The organism is Micromonospora andamanensis (assembly GCF_016863495.1).
Classification (GTDB): domain Bacteria; phylum Actinomycetota; class Actinomycetes; order Mycobacteriales; family Micromonosporaceae; genus Micromonospora; species Micromonospora andamanensis.
In genome coordinates this window covers 1-18,966 of the sequence record NZ_BOOZ01000003.1, presented here as the reverse complement: position 1 = coordinate 18,966, position 18,966 = coordinate 1, and the positions used below count along the sequence as shown (strand labels likewise).

Here is an 18,966-nt window from a genome sequence, read left to right as displayed (position 1 = left end):
CGCCGGTTCCCAACGCCAAGTCCGTCTCGACGTGCGACGGCACCGCGAGGCACGTCCGTAGCGCGATGTTGGAGGTGACGCCCTTGGGCAGGGACTCCTTGTCGATGCGCTGGGTCATCATCACCAGGTGGATCCCGAGTGCCCGGCCGCGCTTGACGATGCTGGTCATGGCTGCCGCACTGGATTTGCCGATCTCCGGATCCGTGATGAGTTCCTGTACCTCATCGATCGCGGCGACGATCGGCCGTAGCCTCGCGTCTTTGGCGGCAATCGCCCGGTTGAGCTTGTTCTCGCTGTTCAAGCCCTGGGTGGCGTAGTGCTTGATGCGGGGGCCACGCACGTCGCACTCCTTGAGCAGCCACATCAGCATCCGGTAGGCGTTCTGCTTCGTGCCCTCGTCGGCACCCGAGCCGAACAACTCGGGCGGGCACAGGGGTTCGAAGGCGTCGAAGTCCCCGCGTCCGGCCAGGTCGAACACCGCGAACTGCACCAGCGGATCCAACGCCATCCCCGCGAGCACCACCCGCGCCGACAGCGACTTACCGCTGCCCGGGAAGCCGGCGAACAGGCTGTTCCGCTCGTCCATGCGGTAGTCGACCGGCCGCGTACGCGGGTCGAACCCGTACACGAACGGCTTGAAGTAGTCGGTCTGCCCACCGCGCAGCAGCGGCCACGGCGGCTGCTTCATGGCCGAGACGGGCCGGTCGGCCACCCACAGTGCCAACCGCGACGGGTGCTCACGCGGCATGACCTCGGGCCACACCTGATCCATCGGCAGGCGCAGCCCACCGGCCAGCTTGTCGCGTTCCTCCACCACGTCCACCGCGATCACCCCATCGGGCAGGTCCACGATGGCCAGGTAACCGGGACCGTCACGGCGGATCTCCCCAACCCCGGCCGGGAACACGATGTCCTCCGGGCGTTTCACCAGACCGGTCGCCATGATGCCCTTACGGGTCAGCTCCGCCGTCAGCTTCCGGTACGCGGCCCGAACCACCGTGCGGGCCAGGATCGGCCGGTCGATCGGCCGTCCGTAGCGGGCGAGCCCGACCAGCCCGGCGGCCAGGATCGGCGCCTTGACCCACCACGGCGTGACATCGGAGGCCAGGACAAGGCCACCGCTGCCGGTGGCCAGGGTGCCCGCGCCGGTGACCCACCACCGCCACGACGCCTGCCGCATCCGGTGCCGGTCCAGGTCCAGCCACGTACGCGGGTCGTTGCGGTTCGCCGCGTCCTGCCGCAGATGCCAATTCCCGGTCTCGGCGCTGGTCCACCCCAACACCCGGCCGAACAGGCGGGCCGCACCCTTGGGCGCGTACCAGGCGACCTTGCCCGCGTAAACCGGCGACAGAACGACGTGCGTACCAACGTGGTAGCCGGTCGCGTTGACCGCGCGCCGCAGCATGTCCCGCCGCTGAACGGGATCGGTCAGCCACAACGGCAGCACCGGCCCGCCCCGCCGGTCCAACAACTCCGCCAGATCCAGACGCCGGTCCGGCGGGTCGACCGGCCCGCCAGTCAGGACCGGCTCCGGAACGACGGCTTCGGCATCCGCCTCGTCAGCGGCGGACAAGCCCTCAGCAGCAGCGGCCCGGTCCGCCCGCCGCTGCGCCAAATCCACGATCCGGGCAGCCTTCTCATCCGGCGGCGGCCCGGCAGGGTTGGTGATGGGATCGCTGGTCATGATGGGGATTCCTCCACCGGTTCAAGGAGATCGGGTCGGGGGCCGGCGGCACGGCACAGTTTGCGAGGCCAGGGCCGTGCCGCCGGGTGTTCACTTCCGCTTGCTCGTGCTGCTGGTGTCGCTGTGGGCCGTGATGTCCTTGCGGGCGGCCCGACCCGCCGCGCGGGCGTCGTCGTGGCTACCGCCACCCCGGCGGACCGCTTCCGCGACGGCGGCGGCGTACTCGTTCGGGTCAATGCCGTACGGCGTGTTCTGCTTCGCCATCTGCCGACTTCCCCTCCCCAGCCGTCCAGACCGTCTGGCGGCCACCACCGCCACCGGGTCATGAGCCGGTGACGGCGGAAGCGGACAGCAACGCTGGTCAGGAAGAAGGGGGTTAGCGGCGGTCTCGGGGCGCGGCCCGGCCGTTGAGCTGCCGGCGGGCGCGTTGCACCTCGGGGCTGTTGTGCAGGGCTTGCCGCTGCCGCTCGGCGTCGGCCCGGTCGGTCGGCTTGCCGGTCGTCGCGGCAACCGCATCGGCGTCACGCCACTGCTGGTAGGCGTTGGTGAACCGCCCCGCGCTCACCGCTTCGCCTGCCGGACCTCGGCGCCGCGCCGCGCGGCGAGACGGCGGTTGAACTCCTGTGCGCGCTGCTCGACCTCGCGCAGCTGCGCCTCGCGCTGCTCGCGGTTGCGGCTCACCCGTCGCTCGTGCTGCTCGCGGTACTGGCGGTCGGAGATGTGCATGCCCATACTGGTGGTCCTCCCAAGACCTCTTGCGGGTTGCGGGAAAGGGACCGGCGGCACAGCACAGGTTTCGTAGGCCGTTGGGCTGTGCCGCCGGGGTGAACGTTGGTGCCGCTGCTGATCAGCGGCCCTTGAGCTGCTGCGAGAGCAGCCCGTAGCGGATCCGCTCGTCTTCGTCGAGGACGGTCGGGGTACGGCCGGCGGCCCGCTCATCGCGGATCTGCCGGTCGAGGTGCTTCGGATCGACCTTGATCTCACGAGACCGGCCGTTGGCGTCTTCGCTGAACAGGAACTTGCGGCCCACGCGGGGCCTCCCTCCGGGTTACGGACGGTCAGCGGGTCTGACTGCCCCCACACGGGCACCACCGGGAAGTTGGGGTGCCCGATAGGGGCGGTCAGACCGCGCAGAACAGCGCCGCGATGAACAGCCACCCGATGTGCCAGCTCTGATCCAACGCGTACGCGCCGGTACCCAACGACGGGTTGTCGTCGTGGCCCGGCCGGGGCACGCCGAGCCGGTAGAAGCGGCCCGCCCCGGTACGGTCAGCGATCCACCGCAACGGCGTACGCCGGTCAGCGATGTAGTGCGTCACGGCCGAGATGCCGAGTCCCACGGCGACGCCGGACGGGTCGAGACGCAGCCCGGTACCGGCGGTCAGGAACAGCAGCGCCAGCAGCGCCGTGGCGGTGTAGGTGACGACGTGCGCGACGCAGGCGATACGGCCGGGCCAGCCGGGCTGGCCCTTGCAGTCGGCCTGACGCTGGGTCTGCACCCAATGGTCACCGACCTGATGGGCGACGTAGAGAGCGACGAACACGGCGGCGAACGTGGCCGCGTGCACGCCGGTCGGGTCTGCGAACATGAGAGGCAACTCCCGAGGTCGATTCGGCTGAGGGGGTGAGACCGGCGGCACAGCACGGGTTTCCAGGCCACAGGGGCTGTGCCGCCGGGCGAAATCAGTCGTGCGAACGCACGAGGTGGGCCAGGGCGGCGCCCATACCGAGCACCGCGACGGGCAGGCAGGAAACGGCGGTGGTGATCCACCACGGGGCCGAGGTGACCCCGGCTGCGACAAGCAGGTGATAGGCGACCTGGCCGAGCGCGCCGACCAGTAGCGACGCGATGGCGGACCACTTGGCGAACCGGCGTGCCCGCTCGGGTACGCGGCCGGACAGCCACACGTACAGCGCGTACGCGCCGTACGTTTCGACGCCGATCGGCAGGGTGATCGCGGTGTTGATGGAGAACCCGTCCGCGATGCCGGGCAGCGGGTGCACCACCCCGAACCCGGTGAGTTCCCCGAGCCCGACCCACCCGGACCAGATCGCGATGAACGCCGGCAGCGCCAGCAGCACCACCGGCCATACCGCCGCTGACCGGACCGGCGCCGCCGACGCGGGCGGGGTGGCCGTGTCCGGGTGACCGGCGTGGGTGGGCTGCGGTGCCGGGTCGGTGGCATCCGCGTCTTCGGCTACCCGGACCTGCTCCGACGTTGCGCCGGTCTGCCGGCCTGCCGGCTCGGACGGGTGCGGGCTGCCGGTCGACTCGGGCGCGGTGTCATCCGCGACCGGACGCAGCGCACGCGCGGCGGCTTCCTGGGCCAACAGGTCCCGGTAAGCCTCGTTCTTGGCGTTCGTCTCGGCCTCGCTGATCAGCCGGTCACGGATCGCGGTGGCCTTGTCGGCACCGACCTTCAATCCGGCCATCAGCCGGCGGCGCGACGGCACCATCTCGCCATCACGAACCGGTACCTGCCGCGCGGCCGGCATCAGGTCGTCCACGCCGCGCGGGAAGGCGCTGCCGTTGATCGTGGGGGCGGTCATCCGGCCACCGCCAGCGCGGAGAGCCGGTCGACGGTGGCCGGGTCGAGGTCCGGGCCGGTGGTGTACTCCTTGGCGTAGGCGTAGATCTCCCACCCGTGCCACGTCGGGTAGGCGTGCATCGACTCGTAGGGACGGCCGTCGTCGGTGGTGCCGGTGCGCTCGGCGGTCAGCATGTCCGGGTCGTTCAGTCCGGCCAGGTGCAGCCACGACCGCAGCTCGGCGATGCGGTCGAAGTCGAACGCCAGCGACACACCATCGCCGTGGGTGTGGATGTGCTTCGGGTCGGCCAGCAACAGCAACTCCGCCATGACGGCGCGGCGACTCTTACGGGTGCTCACGGGGACTCTCCTTCGGGGTAGGCGCAGTCGACGCATTCGCCGAGCGAACGCGGGATGTAGTAGGGCCGCACCACACCGCAGACACGGCACGTGCGGCGGGCGGTCAGCGCGGCAGCGATGGCCCGTCGTTGGGCGGGGGTGGCGGTGCGCTTCGGCCGGGCCAGATCCACCCGGTACAGGTACGCCGTCCGGATACCGCCGACACCGCGCCACAGAACCTGCGCGGCCACCGGCTGACCGGCGGGCCGCAGCCCGGCGGCACGGAGTTGACGGCGGGTGGCGTAACCCGGCGGGGCACCACGCCACCAGAACGTCGGGATCCCGAACCGTGCCCCGTCCGGATCGAAGTAGGCGGCGCGAACGCGAGACATCAGGCCGCGCGGTCCGGGCCGGCGGTACGGGTGGCCAGGTCGGCGGCGGCCCGCGTCACCCGGGACTCGGCCCGCCGCAGCCGGCGCCAATCCAGGGCGGTCGGGCCGCCGTGATCCTCGGCGTAGATCAGCGTGATCTCCGCGTCGAGCACGTCAAGGTCGGCGGCGATCAGCGGCCACTCACCGTCGATCGCGGCCAGGTCAGCGGCGGTCGGGGCGACAGTGGCGGCGCGGTCGGTGATCACTTCTGTCGGTTCCTTCCAGAACGGCGAGAGCCCACCACCGGCAGGCACGACCGGCAGTGACGCTCATCGGGAGCCAGTGGGGCGAGACGCTTGCACCGGTCGCAGGTACGCCAAACGGCGCTGTTCTTGGTGGTCACGCGAACGGCAGCGAAGACACTCACGGTCATGACGGCTCACCTCCACAGGCGGGGAATCAAGGCGGGAAAGCCGGGGTGAGGTACCGCGCCAGACCAGCGCAGGCACCCCACCCCGGGGCAAGCACGAAGAGGCAGAAGACGTACCGCGCGCCAAGATCCAGCCCGCTCGGCCCGCTCGCCCTGGATCTACAGGGGTCGGCCGTCCGTGAGGCTCAAGGCGGGAATACCGCAAGCCAGATCAAACGCGGCGCTTCTGCTGTGAAGTTCTCAATGAACGGCTGCGCGGTGGCTCGTTGGCGCGCAGCGCCGTGAAGCGCTGCCTTCCCCGGTAGCCCACCGGCGGATGTAGCTGATTTCAGCGCTGAAATTAGCGCCTAAGTTGTGCGTTGTCAACGACGGGAGGGACTAGGATCGGTGGATCAGGCAGTCAGACAGGGAGGCATCGGGTGGAGGACTGGCAGGCTGTCGCCAACGCCGTCAACGGCCGGATGGCTGAGTTGCCCATGACCCAGCAGGAGTTGGCCGAGCGGTCCAAGGTGTCGGTTGCCACCCTGCGTGAGCTGCAATACGCCACCGCAACGCGCAAGCGGTCGGCCCGTACGCTCGCTGCGATCTCTCAGGCTCTCGGCTGGCCAGATGACTACCTTCGCGCCGTGCTGACCGGCGCCATGCCGCCGACCGGTGGCGGGGACACCGGACGGGCGGACAGATCGTCGCTGGTGTTGGCACGGCTGGATCAGCTTCACGCCGAGGTGCGGCGGCTCGCGGATGCTGTGGAACGGATCGCGGTCGATGTCGGGCATGACGACAAGGACACCAGTTCCGGGCGCGCATCCGAACGTCGTCGGTCAGCCGGGTAAGCGCCATTCACTAGGCATCGACTAGGCACGGGGCGTGTCGATCGGCGCCTAAGCCCGCAAAGGAGTGCCGTTGTGCCTGCTCACGCCAGAGATGCCACTCCGAATCTCGCGCTCTACAACCTCCGGGACGCAGCGGGCGAGACTCAACAGGACGTGGCGGATGGGCTGAACCACCTCGGGTCAGCGCGCGGGAAGAGGCTCGCCGTAACCGCCAACCAGGTGAGCAGGTGGGAGCGGGGAATCACGTTCCCATCGGCCCTCTACCGACAGCTTCTCGCCGAGCACTTCGGTGTCTCCGTGCAGGATCTCGGCCTCACCAGGCAGCGAGTTACGCCACAGCAACGAGACAGTCCCGAGATCGATTCTGGAGGATTTGCGATCTATCAGGACGCGGCATCTCACCCGCAAGCCGAAGACAGCCAGGAGGAATGGCGCGCCGTCCGGCGTAAGCTGAACAACTACCGAGTGCAGCTCGCGCGTGAGGCAGCCCGCCTCTACGACCCAGAGCAGCGAGTAGGCGACAGCGGCCTAATCGCGGCGCCTGAGTGGCTGGCAGAGGCTCCAATCGAGCTGGCACGCTTCGGAATCGGACTCGCACCAGAGGGAACCGCGCCACTCGTCACCGGGACCGAGGATGCGTCAGCCGGCGTACGCCCGTTGGCGTCAGACGGACGGCGGCACCAGCGGTACAGCCTCGCCCTGCGGGATGTCGAGCAGCCCCGGCTCTTTGAGAACCGGCTCGCCTGGCACCTCGCCGGGGTCGACTGGAGCCAACCCGGCCAGGCACTCACGTTCACGACCGGCACGTACTTTGGCGGGGTCGATGTCTCCGAAGCGCTCGCGCACGAGATGGCCACGTACCACGTTGCCGGTGACGGCAGCGGCGTTATGCCGGCATCCTGGCGGAACCTTGCCTTCCGGCGGCTCGTGGGCGACCCCTTTACGCCGAGTCGCCGGCCGACCGCGCCGTCAACCGACACTCTCACGCTCCGGGTAGACGAAGACGGAGCGTCCTTCGTGCTGCACAACCGCGCCGCTGGCAACGTCGCAGTAGCAGGCGGAATGCTGCACATCATGCCCGCAGGCGTCTTCCAGCCATCGAGCGTCCTTCCCGCTGCTCAGGCTGCCGACTTCGACCTGTGGCGCAACATGATGCGGGAGTACAGCGAGGAATTCCTCGGCAACGCCGAGCACGGCGGTGAAGGTGAGCCGGCGGACTACAGCGCGGAGCCCCTGGCCTCGTTCGATCGCGCCTACGCCGCAGGTGGCGTGCGGGTCTACTGCCTTGGCGTCGCATTGGATGCACTCACCCTCTGGGGCGAGATCCTGACGGTGGCCGTGTTCGACGGCCCCACCTATGACCGCCTGTTCGCCAACATGGTCAGCTCCAACGCCGAGGGCACCGTGGTCAAAACAGGGCGGGTACGGCCGACCTCGGCACTACCGTTCACGCGCCACACCATCGACGAACTCACCGCCGGCGGGCGCCTGGCCCCGGCGGCGGCAGGGTGCATCCAACTCGCTTGGGAGCACCGCCGCACCATCCTAGGGAGAGGTTGACGTGCACGTACTGGTAACCGGCGGCCTGGGATTCCTCGGCCGCGCCGTCGCGCTCGAACTGCTTTCCAACGGGCACCGGGCGACCGTCATGAGCCGAGATCCGGGTAACCGCACGCTGCCGCGTGGTGCCGCGCTGGTGACGGGAGACATCCGGAACCGCGCACGGGTCGCCCAGCTCGTTCAGGAAGGCGGGTACGAAGGAGTCGTGCACCTTGCCGCATTGACCAGCGGCCGGGACTCCTTCGCTGAACCGCTCAGTTACTTCGACGTAAACGCTGCCGGCACTCTGAACCTACTCATGGCCCTAGACGCAGCCCGAGCTAACAACGCCCCGGCCTCCCTGGTCTTCGCCTCCACCAACATCGTCTATGGCTCGCGGCACAGCGGCGTGCTGTCTGAAGACCTTGAACCGAGCCCTGAAAGCCCGTACGCGGCGTCAAAGGTCGCGGCCGAGAAAATGGTGACGGCCTACGCGGCGACCGGAGCAATAGGTGCGGTGACCGTCCGCCCCTTCAACATCGCTGGTGCAGTCGATGGCGTCACCGACACCGATCGGGCACGGATCATTCCGAACGTCTTCCGTGCAATTACCGGGGAACTTGACCACGTGACGCTCAACGGAGACGGGTCGGCAGCGCGGGACTTTGTGCACGTGGCTGACACAGCAACCGCCATCCGGCTCGCCTTGGCCGCTTGTGACCCAGGAACCTGCCAAACCATCAATATCGGCTCAGGTATCGAAACGAGCATGGCCACCGTGGTAGCCACCGCCGAACAAGTCACCGGCCACCCGGTAATAGTGCATCGCCGGGCGCCCAAGGCGGAGCCGCCGAAACTGGTTGCAAACATCGACCGCGCCCAAACCGACCTCGGCTGGAACCCTGCGAGATCGAAGCTAAGTGAGATTCTTGCCGATGCGTGGCAGGCATGGCCTGGTAGTTGCGCTTAGGAAGGATGCGCTCGCCAGCCGGCGAGGGCATCCTTAGCGCAGCTCGGCCGAGTGCGACTCTGGTGCACCGTTTAGGGCAGTTCCACGTCGTCCAAGTCCTCAATGTGCAAGCCCATATATTGAAAGAGGCGCGCTTGTATCTCTTCAAGCCGAGCGGCCGACAGGACGCCCAAGTGGTCCTGAAGGTCTGACTTGAGGAGCGGCTGAACCGCAACGACGCGCACCCAGCACTTCTTCGGTAAGTTGCCCTCTCCCGCACCCAGCTTTACGCAGTATTTCGTCTTGAGGGAGGTGGAAGTGGATGTCGGAGCAGCCAGAACGGTACGCCAGCCAGCAAAGCTGTTCGTATTAGGCCCACTCAGGACCACTACCGGCCTACGCTCGTCGTGAACGTTGCGGCCATCGTTCGGCGGTAGAGATATAGTCGAATCCTTGACGTAGTAAAGGCCGCCGATAATGATGGGGCTATTGATCGTCGTCAAGCAATGCCCCTGTCGCTCGGCGGCGCGCCTGGGCTAGCTCGCCCATCTCCCGCTCAATGTCCTGGAAGACGCCTGGATCATTCTCCTGCTCGGGAAGCTGGCGAAGTACAGCCGACATCCTCCGCGCGAGCCCCGTGAGCTTCGGACGAGGGCGCGCCAACGACAGATCAAGCACAACGCCAGCTCCACGCTGCTGCGCGTCCGCCATTGGCGGCGTCTGATAGCTCAGATCCTTCAGGCTTGCCGCACTGAGATTTCCGAATTGCCTTAGGATCCCTTCGAGGATCGCCATTTCCTCCGCAGGCATATCGTATCCCGGCAGATCGCCAACAAGCCGCACCTGAAAGCCCTGGAAATATGAATCGCATCGAACCACGCCATAGTCGACGAGTTCATTTTCCAGAAACTGCAAGGAATTGTTGAACGGGCCGTGATTCAGCCATCTCCACTCCACTCCGGAGACGGGATCTTCACTTTCGCGCACGGCGGCAAGGTCCGCAAGGTAGAGCAGCTTAGCCATTTTTACCCGAGTGATTATGTACCCGCGCTCGCGGGCAAGTCTGAGCACCGCCAAGTACGCCGCGACCGTTCGCCGCGACGCCGACAGGGGGGGCGAAGACTCTACCATCTCTTGCAACTCTACCCGACCTTCCCCACGAGGCAAGCAGACACTCATTAGAACACACGTTCTATCGGCCGCGCTAGGGTCCCCCGGGGGGCTCGGTGGCGTGCCCGCAACACAGTTGACACGGCTCAGCGCATGAGGGCTGGGGATGAGACCGAACGGCCGGACAGCACAGACCTCATGCTCGACACGGCTCACCGGAACGCCGAGCGGGGCGCTGCGACGATCCTCGCGCGGGTGCGTGATGGTCTCAGTTGCGGTCTCAATCGCTGCCGTACGGGATCGTTCGCGGTGTTCCTGATGCAGCTCAGCCGCAGGTTACGGACGGTGCCGGATGATGCCGGACGGGGGTCTCAGACCTCGAAACCGTGTGAGGGTCTACCCCTTCCGGTCCGCATGCCTAGTCCGCAACAAGGCGGCGTGGCTGCTCGCTCTCGGTGCGGGCCCAACGAAGGCCGGCGGCGTCCGTGAACACGACGCAGGGAACGAACAGTTTCCTGGGCGCGTCGTAAGCCGCCGTGTCCATGCCGTCCCTGGGTGCCGGAGGCTGATGGGGTGGAACCAGCCTAAACTCGGTTGATCCACCTGCATCAATCACTGGCTGCGGTAGCCCCTCTGCGGTCTCCCACAGGTCGGCGCTTGGCGGTTGATCTCTTCGGCTCATGAGCTGGACCTGCACGTCAGTAATCGGGGACGGGGAGTCGTTCCGCACGGTGATCCGGGCTGCGTGCCCGCTGGACGGCCCGTAATCCCACGCTGCCCGTGCCGCGACAAGGCGTGCTTGAGATGCCTCTCGGTCCCGCGCCTCGTCCACCCTCCGCTGTTCCTCCGCACGGTGGCGGCGCTTCTCGTTACGTAGTTGGATACCGAAGAATGCGAGAGTGCCTACGGTGCCGATCCCGGCCAACCAGTCAGGCACTGAGCCCCAGTCAATGGAGTAGTTGCACAGCACTTGCTCATGATGACGTCCCCCGTCGACTGGGTACCTCTGCCGCGCCGCCACGAGCGCCGCGTAGACAGGTACAGCGCCACAGCCGCGTGCAGAGTGGCTGGCCATGGCATCCGACGTGACGCTCCAGCTTGCAAGATTTCTTAGGATGCGGGGAGAGGCTTGGGAGATGATCTAGAAAGAAGTGGAGTCTGCGTCGCGTCAGGACCGATGCAAACCAACGGCTTGACGTGCACGTACTGCGGGAGCCCGAGGCTCATCGAGCGACCGGACGTCGTTCGGGACGAAGAGGTCGTCGGTTCGAATCCGGCCACCCCGACCAGAGGAAACGCCCTGACCAGCAAGTACGCTGGTCAGGGCGTTGATTTTTGTCTATGGACTCTTGAATCGTCCCCCGAAAACCCCCCACTAACCCGGTCGGCAACCAGATTCTCCGTCGCATCGGCCGTGGGACGTGTCGGGGGACCGCCGGTTCATCCCTATGCGGTCCGTTTAGACAGCCGGTCGCGGCGGGTCGGGGTCAGTTGCTGCCCGATCGGCGCTGAACCGTTCGAGGATGTTGGAGACGTCCGGTGCGAGGACGGGCTTGGCGATGTAGTACATGTTGGTGACGTCCTCGTTGGCGTGCCCGAGTTGGGCGGCGGCGCTCTTGGCGTCGGCCTCCTTGTCGATGAGCGTGGCCACGGTCTTGCGGAACGTGTGCGGGGTGACCCATTCGAGGCCGGTGTCGGCGCGGGCTTGTCGCCACTGGCGGCGTACGTTCTGCGGAGACAGCCACGTGCCACGCCGGGAGGCGAAGATCGCATCGTGGGGGTTGTCGGCGGCGTTGAGCTTGCGGGCCATCAGCATCCCTACCGCGAACCGAGGCAGGACCACTGTTCGGAACCCGGCGTCGGACTTCGTCCACTCCTGGCGGAAGAAGCCCTTGCCTTTGAGGTAGACGATCGTGCCGCAGATAGTCAAGGTCGGGTGTTCCGCGGCGAGGTCCAGGTCTTCCCATCGCAGAGCGAGGATTTCACCGATGCGGGCGCCGGTGGCGAGCATCAGGTCGACGATGTCGGCCAGGTCTCCGGAGTGCCGGGGACCGGGCTTGCCGGGAATCGGTTGCTGCCAGGCGCGGATCGCCGAACGGACGGTCTGAAGGTGCTCATCCTTAAGGGCGACGACCTTACGGCGCGGCTTGCGTAGTCGCCCCGTCTCGCGCACCGGGTTGGCCGTCAGCGCACCCCGGCGTACCGCCAGGGCAAACATCTGGCCGAGGACAACTTTCGCGCCTTTGGCCGCCGACGGGTGTTCCTTGGCGATATCCCGTAGGAACTTGTCGAGCCGCCCGACGCTGGCCTCGCGGATCCGTAGGCTGCCGAGAGCTGGCACGATCCGTGTGCGCAGGCTGGTCTGGTACCGCTGAATGGTCTGTAGCGCGAGCCGTTCCTCAGCGATGATCTCTTCGACCCAGAGTTCGGCGAGTCTGCTGACGTGGGTCTCGCGGGTGATCTCGTCGTCGTTCGGTGCAGCGCGGTCACGAAGTGCGACCTTCAGTGCTCGGATGGCGGCAGGGCCGGTGGTGCCGGCGGCTTCGACGTCGCGGGTCTTGCCGTCGTAGTCACGGAATCGGGCTCGGGCGCAGTACCGGTTGGGGCCGAGCTTCTCGGTTCGGATGGTGCCCCAGGTGCCGACTGGGAGTGGGGGTCGGGCCATGGCTCAGCGCTCCGGGTCGGTGTGGGCGTCGAGCCAGCGTTCGACCTCGCTGCGCCGGTAGCGCAGGGTGTTGCCGACGCGGATGGCGCGTGGTCCTTTGCCTCGGCTGTGCCAGGCGTAGAGGGTGTTCTTCGGTTTGCCCAACCAGAGCGCAACGTCATCGATGGTCAAGAGCGGGTCGGGCCGCCATTCGGCGGCGGGCGGGGCGCTCATCGCCGGCCTGCTGTGGCGGGCGAACCGTCCTGCGGGTGGGGTTTGGTGGGGGCGGTGGGCCGCCGGGCGGCGGTGTCGGATCGTACGTCCCCCCGGATGGGGGGTAATGAGGGCGGGCACGGATCAGGTGTCCTTTCAACGTCCCGGCCCGGCTGGGACCGGGTGCCGGTGGCACGGCCGTCGGGGCTGGCGTTAACGGTGTGCGCGTGTGGACGTCGATCCACGTTGGCGGGGGTGAAGACATCAAGCCTGTGGCCGGTTTGCGTAGTGGCCGGGGCGTATCCGCTTGTTGCCGAGTCGTGCCGGTTGTCCTGCGGCAGTGGGGCGCGGAGGACCACCACGTCTTCGTGCTGGACGAGCCATTGCGGGTCGCCGGTGGCGATGGCGTCGCGGGTGTTCTTCTGCTGGAAGAACGAGGCGCGCGGGATGATTGCGCCGTCGCGGACGCCGCAGATGAGGGCGATGCACTCCTCGACTAGTTCGAGGCCGGCGTTGATGCCGGCCGCGACGACCATGCCGGGGATGTCGATGAGTTCGCCGTGGCGGCGGTAGGGCCGGGCGGTAACGACGACGTGTCCGCCGGGCCGCAGGAGTTGGCGGCAGCCAGCGAGGATTGCGGTGAACCCGTCAGCGAGCTGGCTGTGGCTGCGGTAGGCGAGGTTGTCCGTGCCGCCGTACTTGTGGTTGATCTTGCGGACCTTGCCACGCCTCGGGCCGGGGGTACGGACGTGGCCGTGGGTGGACGGCCCGTACGGCGGCGAGGTGATCACCAGCGAGACCTGCCCGTGCAGATTCGCCGGCAGCAGGGACGGCAGCGCGGTCGAGTCGCCGTGGTAGATATCGCCCCGGCCCGGCGCCCCGGCCTGGACGGCGTGGCGGATGTTGTCGGCTGCCTTGGCCACCCATTCCGCTTCGTACTCGACGCCGACCCCATCACGGCCGAGGTGCATGGCCTCGATGACGGTGGTGCCGATGCCGGCCATCGGGTCGAGCACCACGTCACCGGGGTTGGTGTAGGTGCGGATCGCATACCGAGGGATGGTCGGCAGCATCTTGCCGGGATGGGTCAACGACTGCGGGGTGTATCGGCCGCGCCGCAGGTCACGGGATGGGTGTTGGCCGGTGAGCCAGACCGAGCCGAGGTAGCCCTCGGCGAGCAGTGCCGCCAGGTCGGACACGCTGGGGTACGGCGATGCGGAGTCGCGGGGGTCGCCGGGGTGGAATGGCAGACGGGGCTCAGGCACGGGCGTTCTCCTCACCGGTGGCGGTGGTCCCGAGTACGACCAGATCCCGGAACGTCGAAAGGTGACGGCCGGCGAGCAGACGCCGCCCGTCGTCGGCCTCGTCGGGGTGTTCCGGGGCGGTGCGCGGCTCGTGCTCGGGCAGCGGGACGAGGACTGCGGGGATGTGCTGGTGGTAGAAGAATCCGGCGGCGCGGGCGGCGGCGATGACCATGGCGCGGTGGCTGACCTCGCCCGCCTGAGGCGGCGAGGCGGTGAGTTCGACCAGCAGGAAACCGCCGGGGCGGAGCAGAGGCCGCCAGGTGCTCATTGCTGTGGCGATGCTGTCTCGGGGAAGGCCCTGTGCGCCCTGCGGCAGGGTCGCCAAGATCAGGTCGACACGTGGGCCGGGGCGTCGCGTGGTGTGGCGCGTCCGGCGTTCGGGGGCCGACGTGAGGAGCCGCACGTGCAGGCCGCGACGACCGGTGAACAGCCGGGCCGGTACGCGGTCCAGGTAGGCGGTCGCCGCGATGGCGGCGGGGTGCGCGTCGAGGTCGAGCACCACGTCCCCGACGTGGGTGTAGCGGCGGATGAGGTAGGCGAGATGGCTCGGGGATAGCCCGTGCCAGTCCGGCACACCTGGACGGGACGTGCGCGGGACGCGGGTGCGGGGCAGGAGCAGCCCGACCGGCGCCGGCTGAGGCCGGTCACCGGGGGCGGTGGAGCGGGGCTTCGGCATGGGCGTGTGGGCCACGTCCGCCGACAAGCGCTGACACTAAGGGATTACAAATCCAGACCCCGGATTGGAAGCCCCGTCGCGCGCCGGCCTCGGCACTCTGCCCGACGCGGAGCGGTTGAACAAGATCATCGACGGGTTGAACAGCCAGGTCAGGGCCATCGAGACGCTCTCCACTGGCGTCACCTGATCGGCAGGCGAGCGCGACGAAGCCGTGACCGGTTGAACAAGATCGTCAACCGGGTTGAACAAGATCCTCGCCTGCTTGCACACGACCGGGCTCACCGCCTCGGGGCCTTGAACAAGATCGCCCCAGGTGTTTCCGTGGCCGTCAAGGCCCCTCCGACTCGATCCGTATAGGCGGATCTGTTGTAGGTGTGTTCAAGCCGGCCACCTCGAAGCGGCTACGGCCGGCGCGGAGGGCTTTGAACAGCCTGACCACGGATTGAACACTTCGACTCAGGGTGCCGGCGGACTCCCGCCGAGACGCATCGACGGCATCGGTGACAGCCGGGTTGAACACGTGTCGAGCCCGCTTGAACAAGATCACGGGTGTTCATGATCTGTTCAAAGGCCCTGGTGGCGTGGTGGCACAGCGCCGACCGGCATTCCCGCCGGACGGCACACGGTCATCACGAGGGAGCACCACCATGGACCGTCGTACCCCTACCACCGGCCCGGCTGTCGGACCGCGTGGCGAGACGTTGCTCAACGACATCGAGTACCGGTTCCGGCTGATGGGGCAGGGACCGAGCCCGCTGTCGGTGGACGGCCGCAGCCTCGGTCACGGCCTGCCTCGCCGGGCCATTGCTCTGCCGGAGTTGTCGGCGATTCTGATGCATCCGTCCTGCGGCTACGCCGCCCGGGACGCGGCATGGCGGCTGCTGGTCGGCCGTGCTCGTACCGGAGACCCGGCGTGGCGTGCCGGTGCGGTCGGCGTCGCGCTGCCGGGCCTACGGTTCAAGGCGTACCTGCTGGCCAAGCTGTTCACCGGCGACGTGCAGGCCGCCATCGTTGAGCACTTCCTACGCGCTCTCGCCACGGTCGATGTAGCCAAGCCGGGCGTGGTCGGAAACCTGCTGTCCGCCGCGTTCTCCAAGGCCCGCACCGAGCTGCGGGACCTGGAGCCCGCCTCGTCCGGAGCGCCGAACCACGCCCCAAGTTCGGTGGTGCCGCCGGCCCCGTTCGGCCACCCGGATCTCGTCCTCGCCCGCGCGGTCACCGCCGAGGTCATCACCGCGCAGGAGGCCGAGCTGATCGGCGCGACCTACCTGGAAGAGGTCAGCCTCACCGTCTACGCCGAACGTACCGGCCAGCCCCGCTGGAACCTCTACAAGCGGCGCACCGCCGCTGTCGCCCGGCTGCGGGCCGCGATCGAGTCCGGCGCCCTGTCCGACCCGTACGCCGACGTGGTCAACGAGGCCACCGCGACGGTGGTCCTCGACGGTCCCGCCGCCTGGAAGCGGCGCGACTGAGCTGCGGTTTTCCAATCCGAGGCTCGGATTTGTAATCCCCTAGTGCGGGACTTTTCCGCAGGTGACCTTGTTTTCGACCGGACCCGTTGACGGCGCTGACACCCCGCACGGCTCCCGCCCCGTCGCCACGTCTGGTGAGGAGGACGGCCGCGCCGGTCGGCACCCGCAGGTCACCTCGCATCGCCCGGTCCCGCCTTCGCCAAGCCCATTCGCACACCCCGCGCCCCTGCCTGGGGCTGCCTCGGCGTGCGTCCTTGGAGGTGCCCGATCCCATGAACCATCGTCCTGTCCCGCGTCCCGAGGTGGCGGCGTCCCGCCGCCTCGGGGCGGGCAGGCGGGGACGGCTGATCGTTCCTCGCCTGCGTCGATACGTTCTTCGAACGGTCCGTCTCGGGCTGGTGGTGCTCGGTGCCGCCGCCGTGTTGGTGGCCCTCGCCGCTGTGCCCGTCGCCGCCTACGCGGCCGAGCCCGCCTCGGTGGTGCTGGCCGCCGAGTCGATCCAACAGGTTGCCAACAACATCCGTGCCTGGCTCGTCGGCATTCTCGTCGCGGTCGCCACGCTGTTCCTGACCGTCGGTGGCCTGCGCTACCTGGCCGCGAACGGTGATCCCGGCGAGGTCGAGAAGGCCAAGCTCGCGTTGCGGTCCGCCGCCATCGGTTACGGCCTCGCGCTGCTTGCGCCGCTGTTCGTGACCATCGTCGGCGCGTGGGTGGCGTGATGGGCGCTCTCTCGATCCGACCTCACCGTGTTGTCCGGCGGGTGGTGCTGCTGTGGCTCGGCGTCATGCTTCTCGCCGGCCTGGTTCTCGTGTTCGCTGGGCCGGCGCTCGCGCAGCCGAGCCCGGCCCCTGGTCCTCCCAGCACACCGACGCCGGGTGTGCCCGACCCGGGCGTCCGCCCGCCGGGAGCCGAGCCGTCACCGTCGACGCCGGCACCCGCTCCCGGCCCGGCCCCGACTCCCGGCCCGCCGTCTCAGGGAGTTGATGACGATCCGGCTTGGTACGACGTCGGCGGGCAGATCCGCAAGGCCGTCGTGGACCTGGTCGTGTGGGCTGCTGAGCAGGCCCTCCAGCCGGTGATGGAAGCCCTCGGCGCATCGTGGCTGTCGACCCCTGATCTCACCGTGAACGAGCACGTGAAGGCGATCTGGACCACCAGTCTGATCGTTGCCAACGGCATCATCGTGCTGTTCATCGTGGCCGGAGGGTTCCTGGTCACCGCTCGGGAAACGTTGCAAACGCAGTACGGCCTCAAGCAGGTGCTACCCCGCATCGCCGTCGGCGTGGTCCTGGCCAATTGCAGCTTGATCCTCGGGCAGAAGGCGATCGAGCTGACCAACGCGCTGACCGTGGCCATCGCTGGTAACACGATCGACGGCCCGAGTGCGGCGACGGCGATCCGGCAGGTCGTGGACAACGCCCTGCAAGGCCAGGGGTTCTTGCTGGCGTTGCTGGTCATCGTGGTGATCGTGATGTGCCTCGTCCTGGAGTTCACCTTCGTGCTCCGGCTCGCCGCCCTGATCATCCTCCTCGGGGTTGCCCCGGCGGCGTTGATCTGCCACGCCAGTCCACTCACGGAGGGTGTGGCTCACCTGTGGTGGCGCTGCTTCCTGGCCTGCCTTGGCTTGCAGATCGCCCAGGCCATCGTCGTGATGGCCAGTATCAAGGTGTTCCTCACCCCTGCCGGCCCGACTGTGATGGGTGTGCCGGCGACTGGGCACGGGCTCCTCGGCGTCGTGGTGTGCCTGACGATGCTGTGGCTGCTGATCAAACTGCCGGGCTGGATGCGGCAGTTCGTCCTCGGCCCGCTCGGGCAGCGCAACGGCCGGGGACTGATCGGGCAACTCGTCCACGCCTTCCTGATGATCAAAACGATTGGCGCGGCGGCCGGCATCCTGGGCGGCGCGAGCACCGCCCGGACCGCCGCCCGGACGGCACCGCGTCCGTCCGGCCCCCGTCCGCTGCCGGGTGGCCCCCGTCCGCCCCGCCCGTCCCGTCTGCCTCGTCCGGGGCCGACTCCGGTCCCGCCGTCCCCGCCGGGACCGGCCGCGTTCAGCCACGCACCGGCCGTCCACACGCCGATGCCCGCGCCGTCCGGGACGAACGCCGCGCCCACCTTCAGCCACCCGGCCGCCTCGTCCACGGCACCGTCCCCGCCGTCCGCAGGTGTCCCGGCCGTGCAGTTCTCCCACCCGTCCCCGTCCCAGTCGAGCCCGCCAGTCCCGGCCGCGCCACCGGCCCGGGTCGCCTTCAGCCACACCGGGACGACGACACCGAGACCAGCGCGCAGCGGTGCGGCACCGGCGGTGGTGTTCTCGACCGCATCCGCGCCGCAGAGCGCGCCGCGCCGGCCACCTGCCCCGGTCACACCGGTGTTCTCCGCAGCCCAGGCCACCCCCACAACCGGCACTCGGACCGGACGTCGAGGGTCCGGGTCGGTGCCGCCGGGAGGCACCCCACGAGGCTCCACGCCCGCTACCCGGCCCACAGCGGCGCGGCGTGTCACCCCGACCCCACAACCCGCCAGCGGCACACCCGCGCGAACCCCACCAGCGGCGAGCACCGCCGCCCGGCGAGCGACGGCGACCGGCACGCCCCGTCCCCATGCGCAGTCCCCGTCCGTCCAGCCGTCCCCGGACGATCGCCGGTCGGCGGCACCGTCCCCACCCCGTCCGTCCCCGCCTCGTCTGGCGTGGCCGTCCGCACCCACCAGCGCGACTCCGGTGGACCCGTCCGCCGTGCGCGCTGGACGGCCTCCGTCCCCGCCGCCGGATCGGCGGGTTCGACCGTCCGCGCCGCAGCGGCGCCCGTCCACACCGAGGGGTGATCAGCCGTGAACCGCCACACCGACGAGGCGCCGATGCGGGCTCGGGTA

22 protein-coding genes and 1 pseudogene are annotated in these 18,966 nt (G+C 68.6%); 7 read left to right on the top strand and 16 right to left on the bottom strand.

Going from position 1 to position 18,966, the window contains the following annotated elements; all coding sequences use genetic code 11:
• Positions 1-115 precede the first annotated feature (115 nt).
• The 10 genes and pseudogenes from Van01_RS32820 to Van01_RS02525 all read right to left on the bottom strand — a co-directional run.
• Positions 116-586, bottom strand: a pseudogene (locus tag Van01_RS32820) (FtsK/SpoIIIE domain-containing protein); the annotation flags it as partial.
• Between the two features lie 1,188 nt (positions 587-1,774).
• On the bottom strand, positions 1,775-1,948 hold the full coding sequence (locus Van01_RS02565; protein ID WP_203999023.1) for a hypothetical protein: 174 nt from the start codon (positions 1,946-1,948) through the stop codon (positions 1,775-1,777).
• A gap of 112 nt (positions 1,949-2,060) precedes the next feature.
• Positions 2,061-2,249: a hypothetical protein gene (locus Van01_RS02560; protein WP_203999020.1), complete on the bottom strand. Its 189-nt coding sequence runs from the start codon at positions 2,247-2,249 to the stop codon at positions 2,061-2,063.
• A complete protein-coding gene (locus Van01_RS02555) occupies positions 2,246-2,416 on the bottom strand; it encodes a hypothetical protein (protein WP_203999017.1) in 171 nt (56 codons plus the stop codon). The genes Van01_RS02560 and Van01_RS02555 overlap by 4 nt, the downstream gene beginning before the upstream one ends.
• A gap of 115 nt (positions 2,417-2,531) precedes the next feature.
• A complete protein-coding gene (locus Van01_RS02550; RefSeq protein WP_203999014.1) occupies positions 2,532-2,714 on the bottom strand; it encodes a hypothetical protein in 183 nt (60 codons plus the stop codon).
• Positions 2,715-2,805: 91 nt separating this feature from the next.
• Positions 2,806-3,273, bottom strand: a complete 468-nt coding sequence (locus Van01_RS02545) for a DUF3307 domain-containing protein (protein ID WP_203999011.1) — start codon at positions 3,271-3,273, stop codon at positions 2,806-2,808.
• A 94-nt stretch (positions 3,274-3,367) separates the two neighbouring features.
• Positions 3,368-4,234 (bottom strand): ABC transporter permease, encoded by an 867-nt coding sequence (locus Van01_RS02540; RefSeq protein WP_203999008.1) that lies wholly within the window; start codon positions 4,232-4,234, stop codon positions 3,368-3,370.
• Positions 4,231-4,542: a hypothetical protein gene (locus tag Van01_RS02535; RefSeq protein ID WP_204000490.1), complete on the bottom strand. Its 312-nt coding sequence runs from the start codon at positions 4,540-4,542 to the stop codon at positions 4,231-4,233. Before Van01_RS02535 ends, Van01_RS02540 begins: the two co-directional genes overlap by 4 nt.
• A 26-nt stretch (positions 4,543-4,568) precedes the next feature.
• The gene (locus tag Van01_RS02530) at positions 4,569-4,943 is read right to left on the bottom strand and encodes an RRQRL motif-containing zinc-binding protein (protein WP_203999005.1); all 375 of its coding nucleotides are present in this window, start codon (positions 4,941-4,943) and stop codon (positions 4,569-4,571) included.
• Positions 4,943-5,188 (bottom strand): DUF6284 family protein, encoded by a 246-nt coding sequence (locus Van01_RS02525; RefSeq protein WP_373306200.1) that lies wholly within the window; start codon positions 5,186-5,188, stop codon positions 4,943-4,945. The genes Van01_RS02530 and Van01_RS02525 overlap by 1 nt, the downstream gene beginning before the upstream one ends.
• A gap of 640 nt (positions 5,189-5,828) precedes the next feature.
• On the opposite strand from Van01_RS02525, the gene Van01_RS02520 reads away from it, so the two are divergent.
• The 3 genes from Van01_RS02520 (at position 5,829) to Van01_RS02510 (ending at position 8,694) form a co-directional block, all read left to right on the top strand.
• Positions 5,829-6,185, top strand: coding sequence for a helix-turn-helix domain-containing protein (locus tag Van01_RS02520; protein ID WP_203999002.1), 357 nt, complete (start codon positions 5,829-5,831; stop codon positions 6,183-6,185).
• A gap of 72 nt (positions 6,186-6,257) precedes the next feature.
• Entirely contained in the window at positions 6,258-7,745 is a 1,488-nt protein-coding gene (locus Van01_RS02515) for a helix-turn-helix domain-containing protein (protein ID WP_239098823.1), read from the top strand.
• 1 nt (position 7,746) lies between these two features.
• A complete protein-coding gene (locus tag Van01_RS02510; RefSeq protein WP_203998999.1) occupies positions 7,747-8,694 on the top strand; it encodes an NAD-dependent epimerase/dehydratase family protein in 948 nt (315 codons plus the stop codon).
• A gap of 71 nt (positions 8,695-8,765) precedes the next feature.
• Here Van01_RS02510 and Van01_RS33720 read toward each other — a convergent pair whose 3' ends face one another.
• The 6 genes from Van01_RS33720 to Van01_RS02480 all read right to left on the bottom strand — a co-directional run bounded on the left by Van01_RS33720 (position 8,766) and on the right by Van01_RS02480 (position 14,620).
• Complete coding sequence (locus Van01_RS33720) at positions 8,766-9,176, bottom strand: type II toxin-antitoxin system PemK/MazF family toxin (protein ID WP_203998996.1); 411 nt, start codon at positions 9,174-9,176, stop codon at positions 8,766-8,768.
• Positions 9,160-9,696 (bottom strand): Panacea domain-containing protein, encoded by a 537-nt coding sequence (locus tag Van01_RS02500; protein WP_203998993.1) that lies wholly within the window; start codon positions 9,694-9,696, stop codon positions 9,160-9,162. Before Van01_RS02500 ends, Van01_RS33720 begins: the two co-directional genes overlap by 17 nt.
• Before the next feature lie 1,546 nt (positions 9,697-11,242).
• Positions 11,243-12,448, bottom strand: a complete 1,206-nt coding sequence (locus Van01_RS02495) for a tyrosine-type recombinase/integrase (protein ID WP_203998990.1) — start codon at positions 12,446-12,448, stop codon at positions 11,243-11,245.
• Between the two features lie 3 nt (positions 12,449-12,451).
• Positions 12,452-12,661, bottom strand: coding sequence for a helix-turn-helix transcriptional regulator (locus Van01_RS02490; protein WP_203998987.1), 210 nt, complete (start codon positions 12,659-12,661; stop codon positions 12,452-12,454).
• Positions 12,658-13,839, bottom strand: a complete 1,182-nt coding sequence (locus Van01_RS02485; RefSeq protein ID WP_239098844.1) for a TRM11 family SAM-dependent methyltransferase — start codon at positions 13,837-13,839, stop codon at positions 12,658-12,660. The genes Van01_RS02490 and Van01_RS02485 overlap by 4 nt, the downstream gene beginning before the upstream one ends.
• A gap of 58 nt (positions 13,840-13,897) precedes the next feature.
• Complete coding sequence (locus Van01_RS02480) at positions 13,898-14,620, bottom strand: hypothetical protein (RefSeq protein ID WP_204000481.1); 723 nt, start codon at positions 14,618-14,620, stop codon at positions 13,898-13,900.
• A gap of 64 nt (positions 14,621-14,684) precedes the next feature.
• Between Van01_RS02480 and Van01_RS33420 the strand changes: the two genes are divergently transcribed.
• The 4 genes from Van01_RS33420 to Van01_RS02465 all read left to right on the top strand — a co-directional run bounded on the left by Van01_RS33420 (position 14,685) and on the right by Van01_RS02465 (position 18,928).
• Positions 14,685-14,807: a hypothetical protein gene (locus Van01_RS33420; RefSeq protein ID WP_275410233.1), complete on the top strand. Its 123-nt coding sequence runs from the start codon at positions 14,685-14,687 to the stop codon at positions 14,805-14,807.
• A gap of 460 nt (positions 14,808-15,267) precedes the next feature.
• A complete protein-coding gene (locus Van01_RS02475) occupies positions 15,268-16,092 on the top strand; it encodes a hypothetical protein (protein WP_203998981.1) in 825 nt (274 codons plus the stop codon).
• Positions 16,093-16,364: 272 nt separating this feature from the next.
• Complete coding sequence (locus Van01_RS02470) at positions 16,365-16,811, top strand: pilin (protein WP_203998978.1); 447 nt, start codon at positions 16,365-16,367, stop codon at positions 16,809-16,811.
• 44 nt (positions 16,812-16,855) lie between these two features.
• Positions 16,856-18,928 (top strand): TrbL/VirB6 family protein, encoded by a 2,073-nt coding sequence (locus tag Van01_RS02465; protein WP_505745406.1) that lies wholly within the window; start codon positions 16,856-16,858, stop codon positions 18,926-18,928.
• Positions 18,929-18,966 lie beyond the last annotated feature (38 nt).